We start from the raw sequence: 16,016 nt of genomic DNA, 5'->3' as shown, positions 1-16,016 counted from the left end.
ACGACCCTGGTCAGAGGCGAGATGACGGCATCATCGGGAGTATCTGCGCCGGACTGCGGCGCCCTGGCCCCCTGCCGGGCGGGAGTCCGGTGGGCCTCGCAGCGTGCGTTTGCCGGCCACCGCGCGATGGTGGCCGAGGACGTCGGCGGGCTGCCAGTGCACGTTGGTGGCCCAGGTCAGGCGTTCGAACAGGCCGATGAGCGCGGCCGAGGGGTCGATCTGGCGGGGGCCGCGACCGTGCCGGGCGCAGTTGGGCTGGCTGTGGTGACCGTTGTGCCAGCTTTCCCCGAAGGACAGCAGGGCCAGCGGCCACAGGTCGGTGGAGCGGTCATGGCGACGGGTTTTGTGCGGCCGCTCGCCGATCATGTGGCACAGGGAGTTGACGCTCCAGGTCACGTGCTGCAGCAGGGCGATGCGGACCAGGCCGGCCCAGATGAACGCCGTCAGGGCGCCGTACAGGCTGCCGCTGATCGCCCAGCCCGCCGCGAACGGCAGAAGCAGGGAGGCGGCGCACCAGGCGGGGAAGGCGCGCGAGATCCGCAGCATGGCCGGATCGTTGTGCAGCAGGTCGGGGGCATACCGGGCGGCCGAGGTGGGCGCGCTGGAAAACAGCCAGCCCAGATGGGCGTAGGCCAGGCCGCGCAGTTGCCCTCTGAGGCCGGTGCCGTAGCGGTAAGGGGAGTGTGGGTCGCCGGGCCGGTCGGTGAAGGCGTGGTGGCGGCGATGAACGGCCACCCAGTCGATGAGGTTGCCCTGAAAGCTCATCGACCCGGCCACGGCCAGGACGACGCGCAGCCACGGGCGGGCGGTGAAGGAGCGGTGGGTCAGCAGCCGGTGGAAGCCCACCGTCACCCCCAGCCCGGTCACCACGTAGAAGACGGTGGCCAGCAGCAGGTCGGTGAGGGTGATCCCGCCTCCCCACGCCAGCCAGATGCCGGCGCCCAGCGCGATGAACGGCGCGATGACGATCGCCGCGGTCAGCGCTACCGAGACGATACCGGCCCGCGCGGGCGCAGAGGGGCGGGGGAACGGCGTATTGCCGTCATAGCCCGCCTCGGCGGGCTTGCGGGTGCATGGCATGCCGGTCACACCATGATCGGGAAGCGGTGGTGCAGGCCGGTGATGCGCAGCAGCCGGGCCATGCGCGGAGGAACGCCGGTCAGAGCCAGCGTGATGCCCCGTGTCCGGGCACGGCCTTGCACGCCGATCAGCACGCCCAAGCCGCCTGCCCCGCAGAAGGTGACCTGGGACAGATCCAAGATGAGCAGGTCGGTGCTGTGGTCGAGGGTGTTGATCAGCCTCTTGCGCAGCCGGGCTGTGGTGAAGATGTCGATGTCCCCCGACAGATGCACGAGGGTCGGCGCCGAGGCGCTCACCCCGGCGAGCGGGGCGGTGTCGATGACGGTCATGGAAGTCCTCCTCACGGGAGAAACTGAAAGGTCATGAGATACCTGCCGGCCGAAGATCGGCCCGCCGCCAGTACGGGCGGTGCCAGGACCGCTCGATCCGGCCGGCAGGCGGCACGGGGTCATTCCGACGTCGTCGGCCGTCCCATGAATGACTGCGTCACCTGCCCGATGACCGACCCGCCCTCGTCCTCCCAGCGGGCCGAGCCGTCGGCCGTGGCCTCGGAGGTACCCGAAGGGATGATCAGCAGGACGACCGGCTCACCGGCGGCGAAGCTGAGAATGATCACGCGCGGGTCGGTGTGGCGGAACCAGCCGATACGGACCTGACGCCCGCGCGCCGGGATGCGGCGCGGGATGTTCTGCCACGCGTCGCCATGCAGGCTGATGCGGAGCGTGACCCGATCAAGCAGCCGATCCACGGCGGCGATGAGACCGGGCAACTCGGCGGCCGCGTCACGGGAGGAGGGCCACCAGGCCCCGTCCACCACCGCTCGCCGATTCGGCACCGGGCGGAGACTGAGCCGAAGCGCGGAATCGACCCGAGGGATCGCGAACGAGGTGGAGCTGAGCGGTGCGGGTTGAGAAAGAAGTGTCGGCGTCATGGTCGCCTGACCTGTCCAGGCCCTCCGAAAGGGCCAGTGGTGGTTCGCCGCGGGCGACGCAGACCTGAATGCCAACGCTCGAAAAGACCTCGGTATCTTCAGTGTACGGCATGGCTTCCGGAATTGCGCAATTCCGGAAGTAAACTGAACGGGTGACTTCCGGAAACGCGCCCTCAGAGATCACGCAACCGGCCGGATCGGCTTCCGGAAACACAAGCCGGTCGCGGGCCCTTCCGCTCTCCGCCCCCCACGCCGCCGTCCTGGCCGGCTACACCGCCGCACTCGCGCACGCCCCGCTGGCCGACTCCACCAAGACCAAGTACGCCTCTCGGCTGCGCGGCTACCTGGCCTGGCTGGCCGACCAAGCCGACGCCGGCATGCTGGACGGCGACCCGCTCGCCGACCACATCGCCGCCACCGGCGCCGTGAACGACTTCCGCCGGCATCTGAAGAACGGCCGCCGCGCCCCCAACACCATCGACACCTACCTGTCGGCCATCGACGACTTCTACGCCCGCCGCAGCCTCGGCAAACCCCAAGCCCGCCGCGAACGCGACACCCGCCGCACAGCACCCCGCGCCCTGGACGCCCCGCGCACCCGCCGCTACGTCCGCCACGTCCAGCTCACCGCATCCCCGCGCGACAAGGCCATCGCCCTGCTGCCCTACTACGCCGGCCTGCGCATCTCCGAGGTCGTTGGCCTCGACCTGGCCGATGTACGCCTGTCGGCCCGCAAGGGCGAACTGCGCATCTGCGGAAAGGGCCGTGACGGCGGCAAGATCCGCCTGCTGCCCGTCCATGCGGACCTGCGCCAGGCCCTGACCGACTGGCTGGAAGCCCGCGCCGATTGGAAGGGGGCCGGCACCCACGCCGCGGTGTTCCTCAACCACCGCGGCGGCCGCCTGAGCGACCGCTCCGCGCGCGACATCATCACCGGCCTCGGCGACGCTGTCGGCCTCAATGACGACCCCACCGAATCCTTCAGCCCGCACGTCCTGCGCCACACCTTCGCCACCCAGCTCATCCGCGACGGCAAAGACCCCATCCTGGTCGCCGAACTCCTCGGCCACGACTCGCTGGACACCACCCGGCGCTACGCCCTGCCCTCCGAAGCCGACAAGGCAGCCGCTCTGGACGCCCTCATCACCGACCATTGACCACCCAGCCTCCTGTGCGTTGGCGCCCGGGCAGGTGCGGGTTCAGCCCTTGTCGCTACCCTCGTTGGCGCCGCGGACGAACCTGCGCTGGAAGATCACGAAAATCACCGCCACCGGAATCGTCGCCAGCAGCGCCGCCCCCAGCTTGAGCGGGTACTGCGTGCCGCCCCCCAGCGACCCGCTGACCAGATCGGCCAGCCCCCGGGGCAGTGTGAACAGTGCCGGGTCCTGGACGGCCACCAGCGTGTGGGGGAACTCGTTCCACGACCCCTGGAACGAGATGATCGTCAGCGTGATCAGCGCCGGCCGGGCCATCGGCAGCACCACCGACCAGAACGTGCGGAACGTGCCCGCGCCGTCGATCCGTGCGGCCTCCTCCACCCCCGCCGGGATCGAGTCGAAGAACTGCTTCATGATGAACACGCCCGCCGCGTCCACGATCACCGGCAGGATCAACGCCAGATAGCTGTCATACATCCCCAACTGGTTGAGGACCAGAAATTTCGGGATAAAGAGGACTACGCCGGGCACGGCCATCACCGCGATGACCGCCCCGAACAGCGCCGACCGCCCCCGGAACCGCAGCCTGGACAGCGCGTACCCGGCCAGTGAGTCGAAGAACACCCGCCCGACCGTCAGCACGACCGTCACCAGCAGCGAGTTGCCCAGCCACACCGGCAGGTCGGTACCGCTGAACACCCGCTCGAACCCCGCCAGCGTCCCCGGGTGCGGGATGGGCGAGAGCGGGGAGGCGGCCGCGTCCGGCTCGGTCTTGAACGAGTTCGCGATCTGGATGACGAACGGGTAGATGAACACCAGCGCGAAGAAGATCAGGATCGCGTAGCCGGTGAAGGTGCTCGCGAGCTTGCGCACCTCAGCCCCTCCTCTCCCGCATCACCCGGCGCTGGAACAGCGTCAGCAGCACGATGATGAGGAACAGCACGAACGAGATCGCCGTCCCCGCCCCATAGTCGAAGTCCCGGAACGCCGTCCGGTACGACAGGAACGCCGGGGTCAGCGTCGTCTTGGCCGGCGCGCCCTGGCTCATCACGTAGATCTGGTCGAACACCTGCCAGGTCCCGATCAGCCCGAGCGTCAGCACCAGGAACATCGTCGGCTTGAGCATCGGCAGCGTCACGTACCGGAACCGCTGCCACCGCCCGGCCCCGTCGAGCATGGCCGCCTCCTCCAGCGTCACCGGGATGTCCTGCAACGCCGCCAGGAACATCAGCATGAACGTCCCCGACGTCGTCCACACGACCAGCGCGATGATCGCGCACATCGCCACGCTCGGCCCCGACAGCCACTCCCACCACGAAAGGCCGAACGGCCCCGCCCCGGCGAGCGCCGCCGGCGGCGTGTCCATGCCGAGCAGCAGGTGGATGACCCCTCGGGCGTCGGAGAACCACTGCGGCCCCTGGATGCCGAAGAAGCCGAGCAACTGCGTGAGCGCCCCCGAGTTGCTGAAGATGAACAGGAACACCACGCTGATCGCCACCGAGCTGGTGACCGACGGGAAGTAGAACGCGCTCCGGAAGAACGACTTGCCCTTGAGCAGGCGGCTGTTCACGATCAGGGCCAGGCCGAGCGCCAGCGCCGTCTGCAGCGGTACGACGATCGCCACGTAGTAGGCGTTGTTCCTGATGCTGATCATGAAGTTCTCGCGGGCCAGGTCGTCGCGGGTGAACAGCCGCCCGTAGTTCTCCAGCCCGACGAACGGCACGCCGCTCTTGAACGGGCTGCCCTGGCCGTTCCACGAGGTGAGGCTGACCCACATCGCCATCAGGATCGGCAGCAGCAGGAACACCCCGAGGATCACCACGACCGGCGCGACGAACAGCCACCCCGTCACGTCATCCCTGACCCGGTTGCGGCGCATCATTCACCCAGGGCGGACTGCGTGTTCTTCTGCAGCCTGGCCAGCAGCGCCTTCGGGTCCTGCGTGGTGAGCTGCTGGAGACCGGCGTCGAAGTCGGCCAGGACGCTGTCCATCTTGGGGGCGTTCACCGGGCCCTGGGCGTAGGCGGCGCCGTCCACGAACGCCGTGTCCATGGGGAACTCCTTGACGTAGGCGTCCTTGGCCGACTGCCGCGACGGCATCACCCCGAACGCCTTGGCGAACGTGAGCTGCTGGTCGGCCTTGGTCATCGCCTCGACGAAGGCGATCGCCGCCGTCTTGCTGGCGCTCTTGGCCGCGATGCCCCAGCAGTTCGTGAACGACAGCGTGCCCTGCTTGGCCCCGGCGGGCAGCGGGTGGGCGGTGTACTGGATGTCCGGGTAGTCGGCCTTCAGCGCGCCCTTGATCCAGTTGCCCTCGATCGTCATCGCGGCCTTGCCCTTGCCGAACGCCTCACCGGGCCACGACGCGCCGAGCTGCTTGGGGTACTCGGCCAGCTTGTCCTTGAGCAGTGTCTTGACGTACTCCACGGCCTTGAGGTTCTCGGGGCTGTCGCCGGTGGCCTGCTTGCCGTCGGCGCTGGTGATCCAGCCGCCGGCCTGCACCATGAACGCGCCGATCCGGTCGCGGGTGTCGCCGATCGCCAGCGGGGTGATGCCCTTGGCCTTGAGCTTGCCGGCCACCGCGGTGAGCTGCTCCCAGGTGGTCGGCACGTCGGACGCCGCCAGGCCCGCCTTCTTCCACAGTCCGTCGTTGACGATCAGCGCCAGCGTGGAGAAGTCCTTCGGCGCGCAGTAGAACTTGCCGTCCCGGGTGAACGTGGTGCGCAGGCTCGGGTAGAAGTCGTCCGGGTTCGAGATCTTGTCCCCGTACGGCTCCAGCGCGCCGACGCTGGCGTAGTCGGCGAACCGCGAGGCGTCCACGTAGAAGACGTCGGGCGGGGTGCCGCCCGCGAACGCCTGGCCGAGCTGCTGGTGGATGTCCTGCGCCGGGGTGACCGTGGCCTGGTTGCCACTCGCCTTCGCCCACGCGTCCGCGGCCTGCTTGACCGCGGTCGTCTCCGGGTCGCCGGAGGAGGCGATGAGGATCCGCAGCGAGGCGGGGCCGCTGCTCTGCGGCGCGGCCGCCGGCTTGTCCTCGAAGCCGCTGCCGCACGCGGTCGCGGCCAGCGCCAGTACGGCCAGCGCCGCCAGGGGGAGGTGTTTCATCGTGGTTCCTTTCACGCTGTACGCCGGATGACCAGGGAGGGCTCAAGCAGGACGTGATCCGGCTTGTCCGGGCTGTCGTCTTCGAGGAGCCGGGTCAGCACGCCGACGCAGCGCGCGGCGGCGTCTGACAGCGGCTGGCTGAGGCTGGTCAGGCCGATCGCGGCCGCCACGGGCGTGTCGTCGAACCCGATCACGGGCACCGGCCCGGCCTGCAACGCGCCCAGGGCGACGGAGTCGCTCACGCACACCAGGGCGGTGGCGCCGGCCGCGATCAGCTCCCTCGCCGCCGCCTCACCCTCGGCCGCGGACCCATCGGTCCGCCGCTCCAGCGCGCCCGTGTCGTCAAGCGCTCGGGCCCATCCGCTCCTGCGGTCGTCACCGACGCCGGAGCCCTCGGGCCAGCCGATGAACCCGATCCGCCGATGACCCGCGCCGAGCAGGTGCCGGGTGGCGGCGGCCGTGCCGGCCGCGCCGTCCACGTCCACCCACGGATGGGCGCCGCCCTCCGGCATGCCCCACGGCCGGCCGAACGTGACGAACGCCAGCTCCCGCTCGGCCAGCCACGAGGTACGCACATCACCGTAATGCGTGCCGGTCAGCACGAACGCATCCGGTTCGTACGCCCCCAGCAGGTCGTCGAACGTGGCGATCTCCGACCGGTCGTCGTCGGCCGTGTAAAGGATCACCCGATATCCCGCCTTGGCCGCCGAGTCGGTCAGCCCATGCAGGAACCGGTCGAAGACGTTCATGCCATCCTGCGTCTGCTCGATCCGCACGGCCAGCAGCCGCGACCGGCCGGTCCGCATGCGCCGCGCGGCCTGGTTCACCCGGTAGCCGAGCTCTTCGACCGCCTGCCGTACGCGCTCGCGGGTCTCTTCGCGGACGAGGTCGGGGGAGTTCAGAACGTTCGAGACGGTCTGCCGGGAGACGCTGGCCCGCCGCGCGACGTCGGCGATCGTCACCTTTTCAGGCATCATGTCTCTTTCTAATGGTTTGAACGTTCAAATCGCCGTATGGCAGGATTGGATCGTTCAAGTAAACGGAGTGTTACGCACTATCTCCCTTGGACGATTCGCCTGTCAAGATTTGGGGGCCGCTTGTGCTCGACCAAGCCACGCACCGCCTGCAGCCGTTGCTGCACGACCTCGTCAGCACCGTCCTGGCACCGACGACCGCGCTGAGCGGCACCGACGGGCAGATCAGGGCGGCCGGGGTGCAGGGTCTGTTCCATGCGGACGCGCGGGCATTGTCCCAGGTCACACTGGCCGTGGACGGCTGGGAACCGGAGGCCGTGGGGCATGCCGCGCAGGCCGCGGGGCGTACCAGGTTCGTGTCGCTGGTCCGCCGGCTGGGCGACCCGATCGCGGACCCCACGGTCCGTGTCGACCGTACGCGCGAGGTCACTCCCGGACGGATGGCGGAGCTCATCGAGATCGCCTCCACCGCGACCCGCCCCGTGACGGCCACCGTCACAGTGGACCTGAGCTGCGATTTCGCCCCGATCGAGCTGGTGAAGTCCGGCGGCACCGCCCCGCCGGCCGCCGCCTCGCTCGTCCCGTCCGCTGACGGCGGGTCCCTGGAGTGGCGATCCGGCCGCATCCGAGTGCGGGCGACCGGCGAGAACGCGACGGTGGAGCCACACCCCGAGGCGCCGGGAGATCCCCGTGGGGTCGGCGGGCGGCTGCGGTGGGAGATCTCGCTCGCGCCCGGCGAGCGGGTCACGCTGCGGTGGGCCGCCGTGATCGACGACCCGGACGCGGTGGTCACCGCGCCGGCCAGGCCGCTGGAGTGGAGCGTCCCCGAGGTGACGGCCGACGACACCCGGCTCGTACGCCTGGCGGCGCGTTCGCTCGAAGACCTGCGCTCCCTCAGGCTGGCCGAGCCCGGGGAGCCGGGGGACACGTTCCTGGGCGCGGGGGTGCCGTGGTTCCTGACGCTGTTCGGGCGTGACAGCCTCTGGGCCGCCAGGATGCTGCTGCCTCTGGGCACCGACCTGGCGGCGAGCACCCTCCGTGTCCTGGCCCGGCGGCAGGGCACCCGCGTCGACCCGGCCACCGGCGAGGCGCCCGGCAAGATCATGCACGAGCTGCGCCGCCACGAACACAGCGGCGGCGGGCTGCGGCTGCCCGCCGCCTACTACGGCACCATCGACGCCACCCCGCTCTGGATCGGCCTGCTGTACGACGCCTGGCGCTGGGGCATGCCCGCCGCCCAGGTCGAACCTCTGCTCCCGGCCCTGGAGGCGGCGCTCGGCTGGCTCGGCGATCATGCGGACCCTGACGGGGACGGCTTCCTGGAGTACATCGACCTGACCGGCCACGGCCTGGCCAACCAGGGGTGGAAGGACTCGGGCGACGCCGTCCGCTTCCACGACGGCCGCCAGGCCGAACCGCCCATCGCGCTGGCGGAAGTCCAGGGGTACGCCTGCGCCGCCGCCCGCCAGGGCGCCGCCCTGCTGACGGCGTTCGGCCGCCGGGGGGCCGAACGGTGGCTGGACTACGCGGGCACGATGACCGACCGCTTCCGCGCCCGCTTCTGGGTCACCGGCCCCGCCCCTGGGGGTGGCTTTTCCGCGTCGGTCACTGGTCGTGAGGACAGCTATCCCGCATTGGCCCTCGACGGAGCCAAACAGCCGGTCGACTCGCTGACCAGCAACATCGGCCACCTCCTCGGCACGGGCCTGCTGTCGGCGGGGGAGGAGGCGAGAGTGGCGGAGTTGCTCGGCACCCCGGCGATGTCCGGCGCCTTCGGGCTCCGGACGATGTCGGCCGATGACGTGGCGTTCAGCCCGCTGTCCTACCACTGCGGGTCCGTCTGGTCGCACGACACCGCCATCGTCCTCGCCGGCCTCGCCAGGACCGGTCATGGGCGGCTGGCGGCGGACCTGGCGCAGGGCCTGCTGGCGGCGGCGGAGGGTTTCGACTACCGTCTGCCCGAACTCCACGCGGGCGACGACCGGGACACGGTCGGCCGCCCGGTGGCCTACCCGGCGGCCTGCCGCCCCCAGGCATGGTCGGCCGCCGCCGCCGTGACACTGCTGCACGCGGCTGTGGGCCTGTATCCGGATGTACCCGGCGGCAAGGTCCTGCTGCGTCCACTCGCGGGAGCCCCACTCGGCGCGGTCACGGTGCGTGGCCTGCGAGTGGCGGGCGCCGACGTCACTGTGTCGATCGACCGCTCCGGCAGGGCCGAGGTCACGGGCCTTCCACCCGGTCTGTCGGTCGAGGTGGCGGACGGGCGGCACGCTGCGGGTTGATGGGCGCGCCGGTTGAGGTGGCGGACGGTTCGTACGCCCCGCACGCCCGGCCTGCCCGTCGGGGTCGTGCCCCGGAGTTGAAGGCTCCTGGGGTTGCCGGTCAGCCGGCCGAGCCGACGGAGAGTTCTGTGAGGTGGGCGTCCGGTGAGGTGGTGAGAGCGGTCAGGACCAGCGCGGCGACCGTGGACGGGCGCAGGCATTGGTCGGGGTCGTACGGCGAGCCGAAGTCGGCCCTGACCTTGCGTAGCAGCTCGGTGGCCGTGCCGCCTGGGTAGATCGTGGTGACCCGGATGCCGTGCGGGTCTTCCTCGGCCCGTACGGCGTCGCCCAGCTCGCGCAGGGCCGCCTTGCTGGCCGCGTACGCGGGCCAGCCGCGGGGGCTCAGGCCGGGCGCGGCGTTGATGAGGACCACCCGGCCACGGCGCCTGCGCAGGGCGGGCAGCAGGAGGCGCAGGAGCTCGGCGGCCGAGACCACATTGACGTTGAACGTGTCACGCCACAGCTCCACCGGGCTGTCCGCGGTCGCCGCCACCTCGGCGATCCCCGCGCAGTGCACGAACGCGTCCAGCTCCCCGATGTCCGGTAGAGCCGTGGCCAGTGTCTCCGGCCGAGCCAGATCCGCCACGACGATGGTGACACCTGTGGGGGTGGCGCCGGCGGACGGGGTGGCCGGGGTCATCATGCCCGGCCAGGGGAGGTTCGCCGCCATCGGGGTGATCTCGCCCAGACGGGCGATGTCGTCCACGGCACCGGGCCCGCTCGACCCGGCGGCCTGTTCCGTCAGCCCGACCGAGCTGGTGCCCTGTTCCGTCGGCTCGCCCGGCCCGGCGGCCTCTTCCGTGGGTCCGCCCGGCCGGGCGATCTCGTCCACCGCGCCGGGCAGGCCCGAGCCGATGGCCTTGTGCGCGCGCCCGCCCGGCCCGGTGGCGTCATCAGCCCCGCAGCGCTCGTCGAGGGAGCCGAGGGCGCCCAGGTGGGAGGGGTCGCGGACCACGGCCAAGACCCGGTAGCCCGCGTCCAGCAGCGCTCTGGCGATGGCCGAGCCGATGCCACCCGTCGCCCCTGTCAATAAGACCGTGCCATCGTGGGTCATGATCAGAGCGTGGCAGAGGCGCCGGTCGTCCGTCTATGAGGACCTATGAGGACCTGTTAGGACTTGATCGTGTAGCTGTCGCCGTAGACCTTCCAGGTCAGCGGCGGGTTCAGGTCGAGGTTGCCGTTCTTGAGGAAGACGCGCTGCTCGGTGTCGACCCGGGTGGTGTCCTCGTGCGCCTCTTCGGCCTTCATCGCGGCCTTGCGGGCGTCCAGGAACGCGTTGAGGTACGTCGTCTCGTTGCCGCCCTGCGCGGGGGTCTTGGCCTTGGACATCGCGGTCTTCCTGATGCCGCCGAAGCTGAGCTTGTCGGTGCCGGGGCCGTGCATGACGATCGCGTCGTAGTAGATGAACTGACCCAGCGCCCGCAGGCCGTCCGTCTTGGCCTGCTTGACCGACGGGTTGAAGTACACGCGGTCGCGCTCGTCGTTCTGCGCCGTCTGGAAGGCGGTGTCCTTGGCGGCGGTCTTCCAGTCCTTGGTGAAGTTCGGGTCGAGGCCCTTGTGCGAGTCGGTGCCGTTGACCTTGCGGAGCGCGGGCAGGTATTTGGCCAGGACATTGCCGGGCTTACGGTTGGTGTAGAGCTCGACGAGGGCGAGCATGTCGCTGGTGCCGGAGCAGAAGCCGATGATTCCGGCCGTGTAGCCGCGGCCGTCGTCGATGTCCTCGATGTAGCCGTACTGCGCCTTCCAGTCGAGCGAGGAGTTCTCGGCGCTGGACACCAGCTGCATGGCGATGTCCTTCTTGTGCGGGTCGGTGAGGTCGACCGCGGCCTGGCTGGTGCCCGTGAGCGCGAGAGTGGTGGCTAAGGTGACCAGTGAGACGAGAGTGGTCCGGAGCAACGTGATCTCCTGCTTGGTTAGGAAAGATTCCTAACGAACCATACTCACAGGAGTAACCTTATGGGGTCTATGTTGTGAAATTTGGGCCCCTTACCGGCGTAGTGCGGCGAGCTGCTGTTCGAAGGGGACGACCGGCTCGATCGGCTCTGGTGCCGGGGTACGGTTGCGCGCCAGGTCGGCCAGCTCACCCGCGGCGCGGTCGATCCGCTCCGCCAGGCCGTCCGTGAAGTCGTCACCACCGCCACCCCAGTCCTCCGACGCCGCGTAGACGGCGGTCGGCGCCACCACGGCCCGCAAGTGCGCGAACAGCGGGCGCAACGCGTGCTCCAACGCCAGCGAGTGCCGCGCCGTCCCGCCGGTCGCCGCGATGAGCACCGGCTTGCCCGCCAGCGCGGCGGGGTCCAGGACGTCGAAGAACGACTTGAACAGGCCGCTGTAGGAGGCGCTGAAGACGGGGGTGACCGCGATCAGGCCGTCGGCCTCCGTCAGCGCCTCGATCGCCTCGCGCAGCCGGGCGCCGGGGAAGCCGGTGACGAAGTTGTTCGCGATGTCGACGGCCAGGTCGCGCAGCTCGATCACCCGCACCTCGGGCGTGTGGTCGTCGAGCCGCCGTACGGTCGCCTCGGTCAGGCGGTCGGCGAGCAGGCGGGTGGACGACGGCTGGGTCAGACCCGCCGTCACGACGACAAGCTTCATGAATGCTCCTTTTCCGACGACTTAAGACGACTTACGACGACTTCCGATGACTTCGGGCGGCTCTCAGGCGACTATTCCGGCGGCGCGGGTGGTGTGGACGGGGCCGTCGGGGACGTCGGCCGGCCGGTTCGCGGCGAACTCCCGGCGCAGCACCGGCACGACCTCCTCACCGAGGATGTCGAGCTGCTCCAGGACCGTCTTCAGCGGCAACCCCGCGTGGTCCATCAGGAACAACTGCCGCTGGTAGTCGCCGAACGACTCCCGGAAGGTCAGCGTCTTGTCGATGACCTCCTGCGGACTGCCCACCGTCAGCGGCGTCTCCTCGGCGAACTCCTCCAGCGACGGCCCGTGTCCGTACACGGGCGCGTTGTCGAAGTACGGGCGGAACTCGCGGACCGCGTCCTGCGAGTTCTTCCGCATGAACACCTGGCCGCCGAGCCCCACGATGGCCTGCTCGGGCGTGCCGTGCCCGTAATGGGCGTACCGCTGGCGGTAGAGGGTGATCAGCCGGATGAAGTGGTCCTTCGGCCAGAAGATGTTGTTGGCGAAGAACCCGTCACCGTAGTACGCGGCCTGCTCGGCGATCTCCGGGCTGCGGATCGAGCCGTGCCACACGAAGGGCGGCACCCCGTCCAGCGGCCGCGGCGTGGCGGTGAAGCCCTGCAGCGGCGTACGGAAACGGCCCTCCCAGTCGACCACGTCCTCGCGCCAGAGCTTGTGGAGCAGCGCGTAGTTCTCGACGGCCAGCGGGATGCCCTGCCGGATGTCCTGCCCGAACCACGGATACACGGGCCCGGTGTTGCCCCGGCCCAGCATCAGGTCGACCCGGCCGTCGGCCAGGTGCTGCAGCATGGCGAAGTCCTCGGCGATCTTGACCGGGTCGTTGGTCGTGATCAGCGTCGTGGCCGTGGACAGGGTGAGCCGCTCGGTCCTGGCCGCGATGTAGCCGAGCATGGTGGTCGGCGACGACGGCACGAACGGCGGGTTGTGATGCTCCCCGGTCGCGAACACGTCCAGCCCCACCTCCTCGGCCTTGAGCGCGATGGCCACCATCGCCTTGATCCGCTCATGCTCCGTCGGCGTCCTGCCGGTGGTGGGGTCCATGGTCACGTCGCCCACGCTGAAGATCCCGAACTGCATATCGCTCACCGCCCCTTACTATTGAAAGTTCAACAACCGCCCAAGCGGCGGGTGGCCCGAGATTATTCCGTACGTTCAGAGGGCGTTGATCTCCAGCGGTCCGAGCACCCGCTGGGGCGCCCCGCGCTCCGCCACGGTGATCATGGCTCTGCCGATCTGCTCGGTCGTGGTCACCGCCGTGGGGAAGAGCCGCCGCACCACCGGATAGAGCGGCGCCATCACCACGTACGCCAGCCGGTACCAGGTCGTCCGCGACGTGATGCCGTGCATGGGCTGGATGTAGCCGGGCCGGAACATGTACGCCTCGAGCGGCAGGGCCAGCAGCGCGTTCTCGGTCTGGCCCTTGACCCGCGCCCACATCGCCCGGCCGTGCTCGTCGGTGCCCACCCCGGACACGTAGACGAACGTCGAGCCGGGGCTGAGCCGCGCGAGGGTGTCACCGGCCGTCAGCGTGTAGTCGTAGGTGACGCGCCGGTAGTCCTTCTCGCTCATGCCCGCCGAGGAGACCCCGAGACAGAAGAAGCACGCGTCATAGCCGGACAGATCTGCCTCGATCGGGGTGAGGTCCAGCAGGTCACTGTGCGTGATCTCGCGCAGCTTGCCGTGGGTCCGGCCGGTGGGGGTGCGGCCGACCGTGAGAACAGCCTCCACCCGGTCGTCGGCCAGGCATTCCCGTAGTGCGCCCTGCCCGACCATGCCGGTGGCGCCGAAGATGATGACTTTCATGCGAGCTCCGTTCCCGGCCCGAATGCTATCGCCAGATCGGCGGTGGCTGTGGGCGGGTGTGCCGCGTATCCGGTGCCGCGACCTGGTATTCCCCCGATTAACCCGCCTCATGGCGGCGAAGCTGGCTAGCGTGGCAGGATTGTCGGAAGCGTCAGACTGCTACAGTTTGCCGATCTAGGAGCGTATATGCCGAATGCTCGGGAGATTGATGATCTGACCGGAATTTCCGGTTTGGAGTATCGTCAGTCCGGGCCGACGGCGCTGCGGATATTGGTGGGCAGGCAACTGCGCCGGCTGCGGGAGTCACAGGGCATCACTCGTGACGCCGCGGGATACGCGATCCGCAGTTCGCATTCCAAAATCAGCCGTCTGGAATGCGGGCGGACCAGTTTCAAGCTGCGCGACGTGGAAGATCTGCTCACCCTCTACGGCGTGGTCGAGGAGGCCGAACGCGCGGTCGTGCTCTCGCTGACCAGGCAGGCCAACGCTCCCGGCTGGTGGCACGACTACCGCGACGTGGTGCCCGACTGGTTCGAGGACTACCTCGGGCTGGAGCAGGACGCGGCGATGATCCGTACGTACGCGGTCCAGCACATCCCCAGCCTGCTCCAGACGGAGGACTACGCCCGCGCGGTGATCACGTGCGGCGATCCGGACAGCCCGGAGGAGGAGATCGAGCGCCGGGTCGCGCTCCGGATGCGCCGCCAGCGGCTTCTCCGGATGGCCACGGCGCCCAAATTCTGGGTGGTGCTGGACGAGGGGGCGCTGCGCCGTCAGGTCGGCGACGCCGCCACGATGCGCGCGCAGCTCGAGCATCTCAAGAAGATGGCCGACCGCCCCCTCGTCACCATCCAGGTGCTGCCGTTCAGCTACTGCGGTCACATCGGCGGGGTCGGCCCCATCACCATCCTGCGCTTCGCCCAAGCCGAGCTCGACGACGTGGTCTACCTCGAACAGATCGCCAGCGCGCAGTACCTCACCAGGCGATCCGACGTGCACCCGTACCACCATCTGATGGACGAGCTGGGCATCCACGCGCAGCCGTCGGCCGCGACCCGGGCGATCCTCGACCAGATCATCGGCGAGCCGGACGAGGAGTAGGTCTACGGCTTGCGGGCCACGGCGCAGAAGGCGTCCACCTCGTCGGGGACGCCGAACACGGCGGCTTCCACCCGCCAGCGGGAGACCGAGACGACGCCCGGATCCACCAGCTCGAGGCCGTCGAAGAAGTGGGCGATCTCCTCGGGGGTGCGCAGGCGGTAGGAGTAGGACTGCTCTTCGTCGTGGAGCCGGCCGGCTTCCGCGGCCGCATCGGGTTTGATGGTGTTCGTGCCGTCCTCGAACACCAGATAGCTGCCTGACGGCAGCGCGTCCAGCAGCTGCCGCGTCAGGGCGTGCGCCTGGTCGTCGTCGAAGATCGTCCCCATGACGCCGAGCATCATGAGCGCGGTGGGCTGGTTGAGGTCCAGCGTCTTGGCCGCGTAGTCGAGGATCGTGTCGGGGTCGCGCACGTCGGCCTCGATGTAGTCGCAGGTGCCCCGGGGATCGCTGGTCAGCAGCGCCTGGGCGTGCACCAGCACCAGGGGGTCGTTGTCGACATAGACGATGCGGCAGGCCGGGTCGACGCGCTGGGCGACCTCATGGGTGTTGTCGACTGTCGGCAGTCCGGTGCCGATGTCCAGGAATTGCCGGATACCTGCCTCTTCGGCAAGGTATCGGACGGCGCGTCCCAGAAAAGCGCGGGCGTGGCGGGCGATGTCCTCCATGCCCGGGTAGATCTGCCGCAGTTGTTCGGCGTGCTCGCGGTCTACCGGGTAGTTGTCCTTTCCGCCCAGCCAGTAATTCCACACCCGGGCCTGATGCGGCTGGGTGGCGTCGATTTTGGAAGGCAGTGCCGGATCGGTTTGCGAGGGTTCATCAGACACGAAACCTTCTCCTCTTTTGTCGCCTATGTGAGTCCAGCCCAGTCTCCCGGCCTTATATCGCGCTG

The 16,016-nt window shown here is 69.5% G+C and carries 16 protein-coding genes; 3 read left to right on the top strand and 13 right to left on the bottom strand.

The features are described 5' to 3' along the window. Positions 1–30: 30 nt before the first annotated feature. The 3 genes from KME78_RS45285 to KME78_RS45275 all read right to left on the bottom strand — a co-directional run bounded on the left by KME78_RS45285 (position 31) and on the right by KME78_RS45275 (position 2,011). The gene (locus KME78_RS45285) at positions 31–1,080 is read right to left on the bottom strand and encodes an acyl-CoA desaturase (RefSeq protein WP_219536127.1); all 1,050 of its coding nucleotides are present in this window, start codon (positions 1,078–1,080) and stop codon (positions 31–33) included. 5 nt (positions 1,081–1,085) lie between these two features. After that, on the bottom strand, positions 1,086–1,409 hold the full coding sequence (locus KME78_RS45280; RefSeq protein ID WP_219536126.1) for an STAS domain-containing protein: 324 nt from the start codon (positions 1,407–1,409) through the stop codon (positions 1,086–1,088). Between the two features lie 119 nt (positions 1,410–1,528). Then, positions 1,529–2,011 (bottom strand): DUF5994 family protein, encoded by a 483-nt coding sequence (locus tag KME78_RS45275; RefSeq protein WP_246653342.1) that lies wholly within the window; start codon positions 2,009–2,011, stop codon positions 1,529–1,531. Between the two features lie 152 nt (positions 2,012–2,163). Here KME78_RS45275 and KME78_RS45270 point away from each other — a divergent pair, with 152 nt between their 5' ends. After that, positions 2,164–3,168, top strand: coding sequence for a tyrosine-type recombinase/integrase (locus KME78_RS45270; protein WP_219536124.1), 1,005 nt, complete (start codon positions 2,164–2,166; stop codon positions 3,166–3,168). Between the two features lie 42 nt (positions 3,169–3,210). Here KME78_RS45270 and KME78_RS45265 read toward each other — a convergent pair whose 3' ends face one another. Genes KME78_RS45265 through KME78_RS45250 form a run of 4 tightly spaced genes read right to left on the bottom strand, consistent with a single transcriptional unit; the run spans position 3,211 to position 7,250 of the window. Beyond that, entirely contained in the window at positions 3,211–4,041 is an 831-nt protein-coding gene (locus KME78_RS45265; RefSeq protein WP_219536123.1) for a carbohydrate ABC transporter permease, read from the bottom strand. 1 nt (position 4,042) lies between these two features. After that, a complete protein-coding gene (locus KME78_RS45260) occupies positions 4,043–5,050 on the bottom strand; it encodes a carbohydrate ABC transporter permease (RefSeq protein WP_219536122.1) in 1,008 nt (335 codons plus the stop codon). Further along, positions 5,047–6,273 (bottom strand): sugar ABC transporter substrate-binding protein, encoded by a 1,227-nt coding sequence (locus KME78_RS45255; protein ID WP_219536121.1) that lies wholly within the window; start codon positions 6,271–6,273, stop codon positions 5,047–5,049. Before KME78_RS45255 ends, KME78_RS45260 begins: the two co-directional genes overlap by 4 nt. A gap of 11 nt (positions 6,274–6,284) precedes the next feature. Then, entirely contained in the window at positions 6,285–7,250 is a 966-nt protein-coding gene (locus tag KME78_RS45250) for a LacI family DNA-binding transcriptional regulator (protein WP_219536120.1), read from the bottom strand. 122 nt (positions 7,251–7,372) lie between these two features. Between KME78_RS45250 and KME78_RS45245 the strand changes: the two genes are divergently transcribed. Then, positions 7,373–9,529, top strand: a complete 2,157-nt coding sequence (locus KME78_RS45245) for an amylo-alpha-1,6-glucosidase (RefSeq protein WP_308127373.1) — start codon at positions 7,373–7,375, stop codon at positions 9,527–9,529. Positions 9,530–9,629: 100 nt separating this feature from the next. Here KME78_RS45245 and KME78_RS65240 read toward each other — a convergent pair whose 3' ends face one another. The 5 genes from KME78_RS65240 to KME78_RS45215 form a co-directional block, all read right to left on the bottom strand. After that, complete coding sequence (locus KME78_RS65240; protein ID WP_246653341.1) at positions 9,630–10,622, bottom strand: SDR family NAD(P)-dependent oxidoreductase; 993 nt, start codon at positions 10,620–10,622, stop codon at positions 9,630–9,632. A gap of 56 nt (positions 10,623–10,678) precedes the next feature. Beyond that, positions 10,679–11,464: a chitosanase gene (locus KME78_RS45230; protein WP_281429055.1), complete on the bottom strand. Its 786-nt coding sequence runs from the start codon at positions 11,462–11,464 to the stop codon at positions 10,679–10,681. Positions 11,465–11,554: 90 nt separating this feature from the next. Further along, a complete protein-coding gene (locus KME78_RS45225) occupies positions 11,555–12,160 on the bottom strand; it encodes an FMN reductase (protein WP_219536118.1) in 606 nt (201 codons plus the stop codon). Positions 12,161–12,223: 63 nt separating this feature from the next. Continuing rightward, entirely contained in the window at positions 12,224–13,300 is a 1,077-nt protein-coding gene (locus KME78_RS45220) for an LLM class flavin-dependent oxidoreductase (protein ID WP_219536201.1), read from the bottom strand. Positions 13,301–13,375: 75 nt separating this feature from the next. After that, positions 13,376–14,026 carry a Rossmann-fold NAD(P)-binding domain-containing protein gene (locus KME78_RS45215; RefSeq protein ID WP_219536117.1) on the bottom strand — a complete coding sequence of 217 codons (651 nt, stop codon included), beginning with the start codon at positions 14,024–14,026 and terminating at the stop codon, positions 13,376–13,378. A 231-nt stretch (positions 14,027–14,257) separates the two neighbouring features. Here KME78_RS45215 and KME78_RS45210 point away from each other — a divergent pair, with 231 nt between their 5' ends. Next, complete coding sequence (locus tag KME78_RS45210; protein ID WP_246653333.1) at positions 14,258–15,127, top strand: Sco1979 family transcriptional regulator; 870 nt, start codon at positions 14,258–14,260, stop codon at positions 15,125–15,127. 2 nt (positions 15,128–15,129) lie between these two features. Here the strand turns inward: KME78_RS45210 and KME78_RS45205 are convergent, their stop codons facing one another. Continuing rightward, entirely contained in the window at positions 15,130–15,951 is an 822-nt protein-coding gene (locus KME78_RS45205) for an SAM-dependent methyltransferase (RefSeq protein ID WP_219536115.1), read from the bottom strand. Positions 15,952–16,016: the final 65 nt, after the last annotated feature.

It is taken from the genome of Nonomuraea guangzhouensis, from assembly GCF_019396345.1.
Classification (GTDB): Bacteria; Actinomycetota; Actinomycetes; order Streptosporangiales; family Streptosporangiaceae; genus Nonomuraea; species Nonomuraea guangzhouensis.
This window is presented reverse-complemented; position numbering and strand designations above follow the sequence as displayed.

Coding starts and splice junctions, on each gene's coding strand:
- KME78_RS65240 (WP_246653341.1), bottom strand. CDS start 10,622: ATGACCCACGATGGCACGGTCTTATTGACAGGGGCGACGGGTGGCATC.
- KME78_RS45220 (WP_219536201.1), bottom strand. CDS start 13,300: ATGCAGTTCGGGATCTTCAGCGTGGGCGACGTGACCATGGACCCCACC.
- KME78_RS45225 (WP_219536118.1), bottom strand. CDS start 12,160: ATGAAGCTTGTCGTCGTGACGGCGGGTCTGACCCAGCCGTCGTCCACC.
- KME78_RS45260 (WP_219536122.1), bottom strand. CDS start 5,050: ATGATGCGCCGCAACCGGGTCAGGGATGACGTGACGGGGTGGCTGTTC.
- KME78_RS45250 (WP_219536120.1), bottom strand. CDS start 7,250: ATGATGCCTGAAAAGGTGACGATCGCCGACGTCGCGCGGCGGGCCAGC.
- KME78_RS45275 (WP_246653342.1), bottom strand. CDS start 2,011: ATGACGCCGACACTTCTTTCTCAACCCGCACCGCTCAGCTCCACCTCG.
- KME78_RS45255 (WP_219536121.1), bottom strand. CDS start 6,273: ATGAAACACCTCCCCCTGGCGGCGCTGGCCGTACTGGCGCTGGCCGCG.
- KME78_RS45285 (WP_219536127.1), bottom strand. CDS start 1,080: ATGCCATGCACCCGCAAGCCCGCCGAGGCGGGCTATGACGGCAATACG.
- KME78_RS45215 (WP_219536117.1), bottom strand. CDS start 14,026: ATGAAAGTCATCATCTTCGGCGCCACCGGCATGGTCGGGCAGGGCGCA.
- KME78_RS45280 (WP_219536126.1), bottom strand. CDS start 1,409: ATGACCGTCATCGACACCGCCCCGCTCGCCGGGGTGAGCGCCTCGGCG.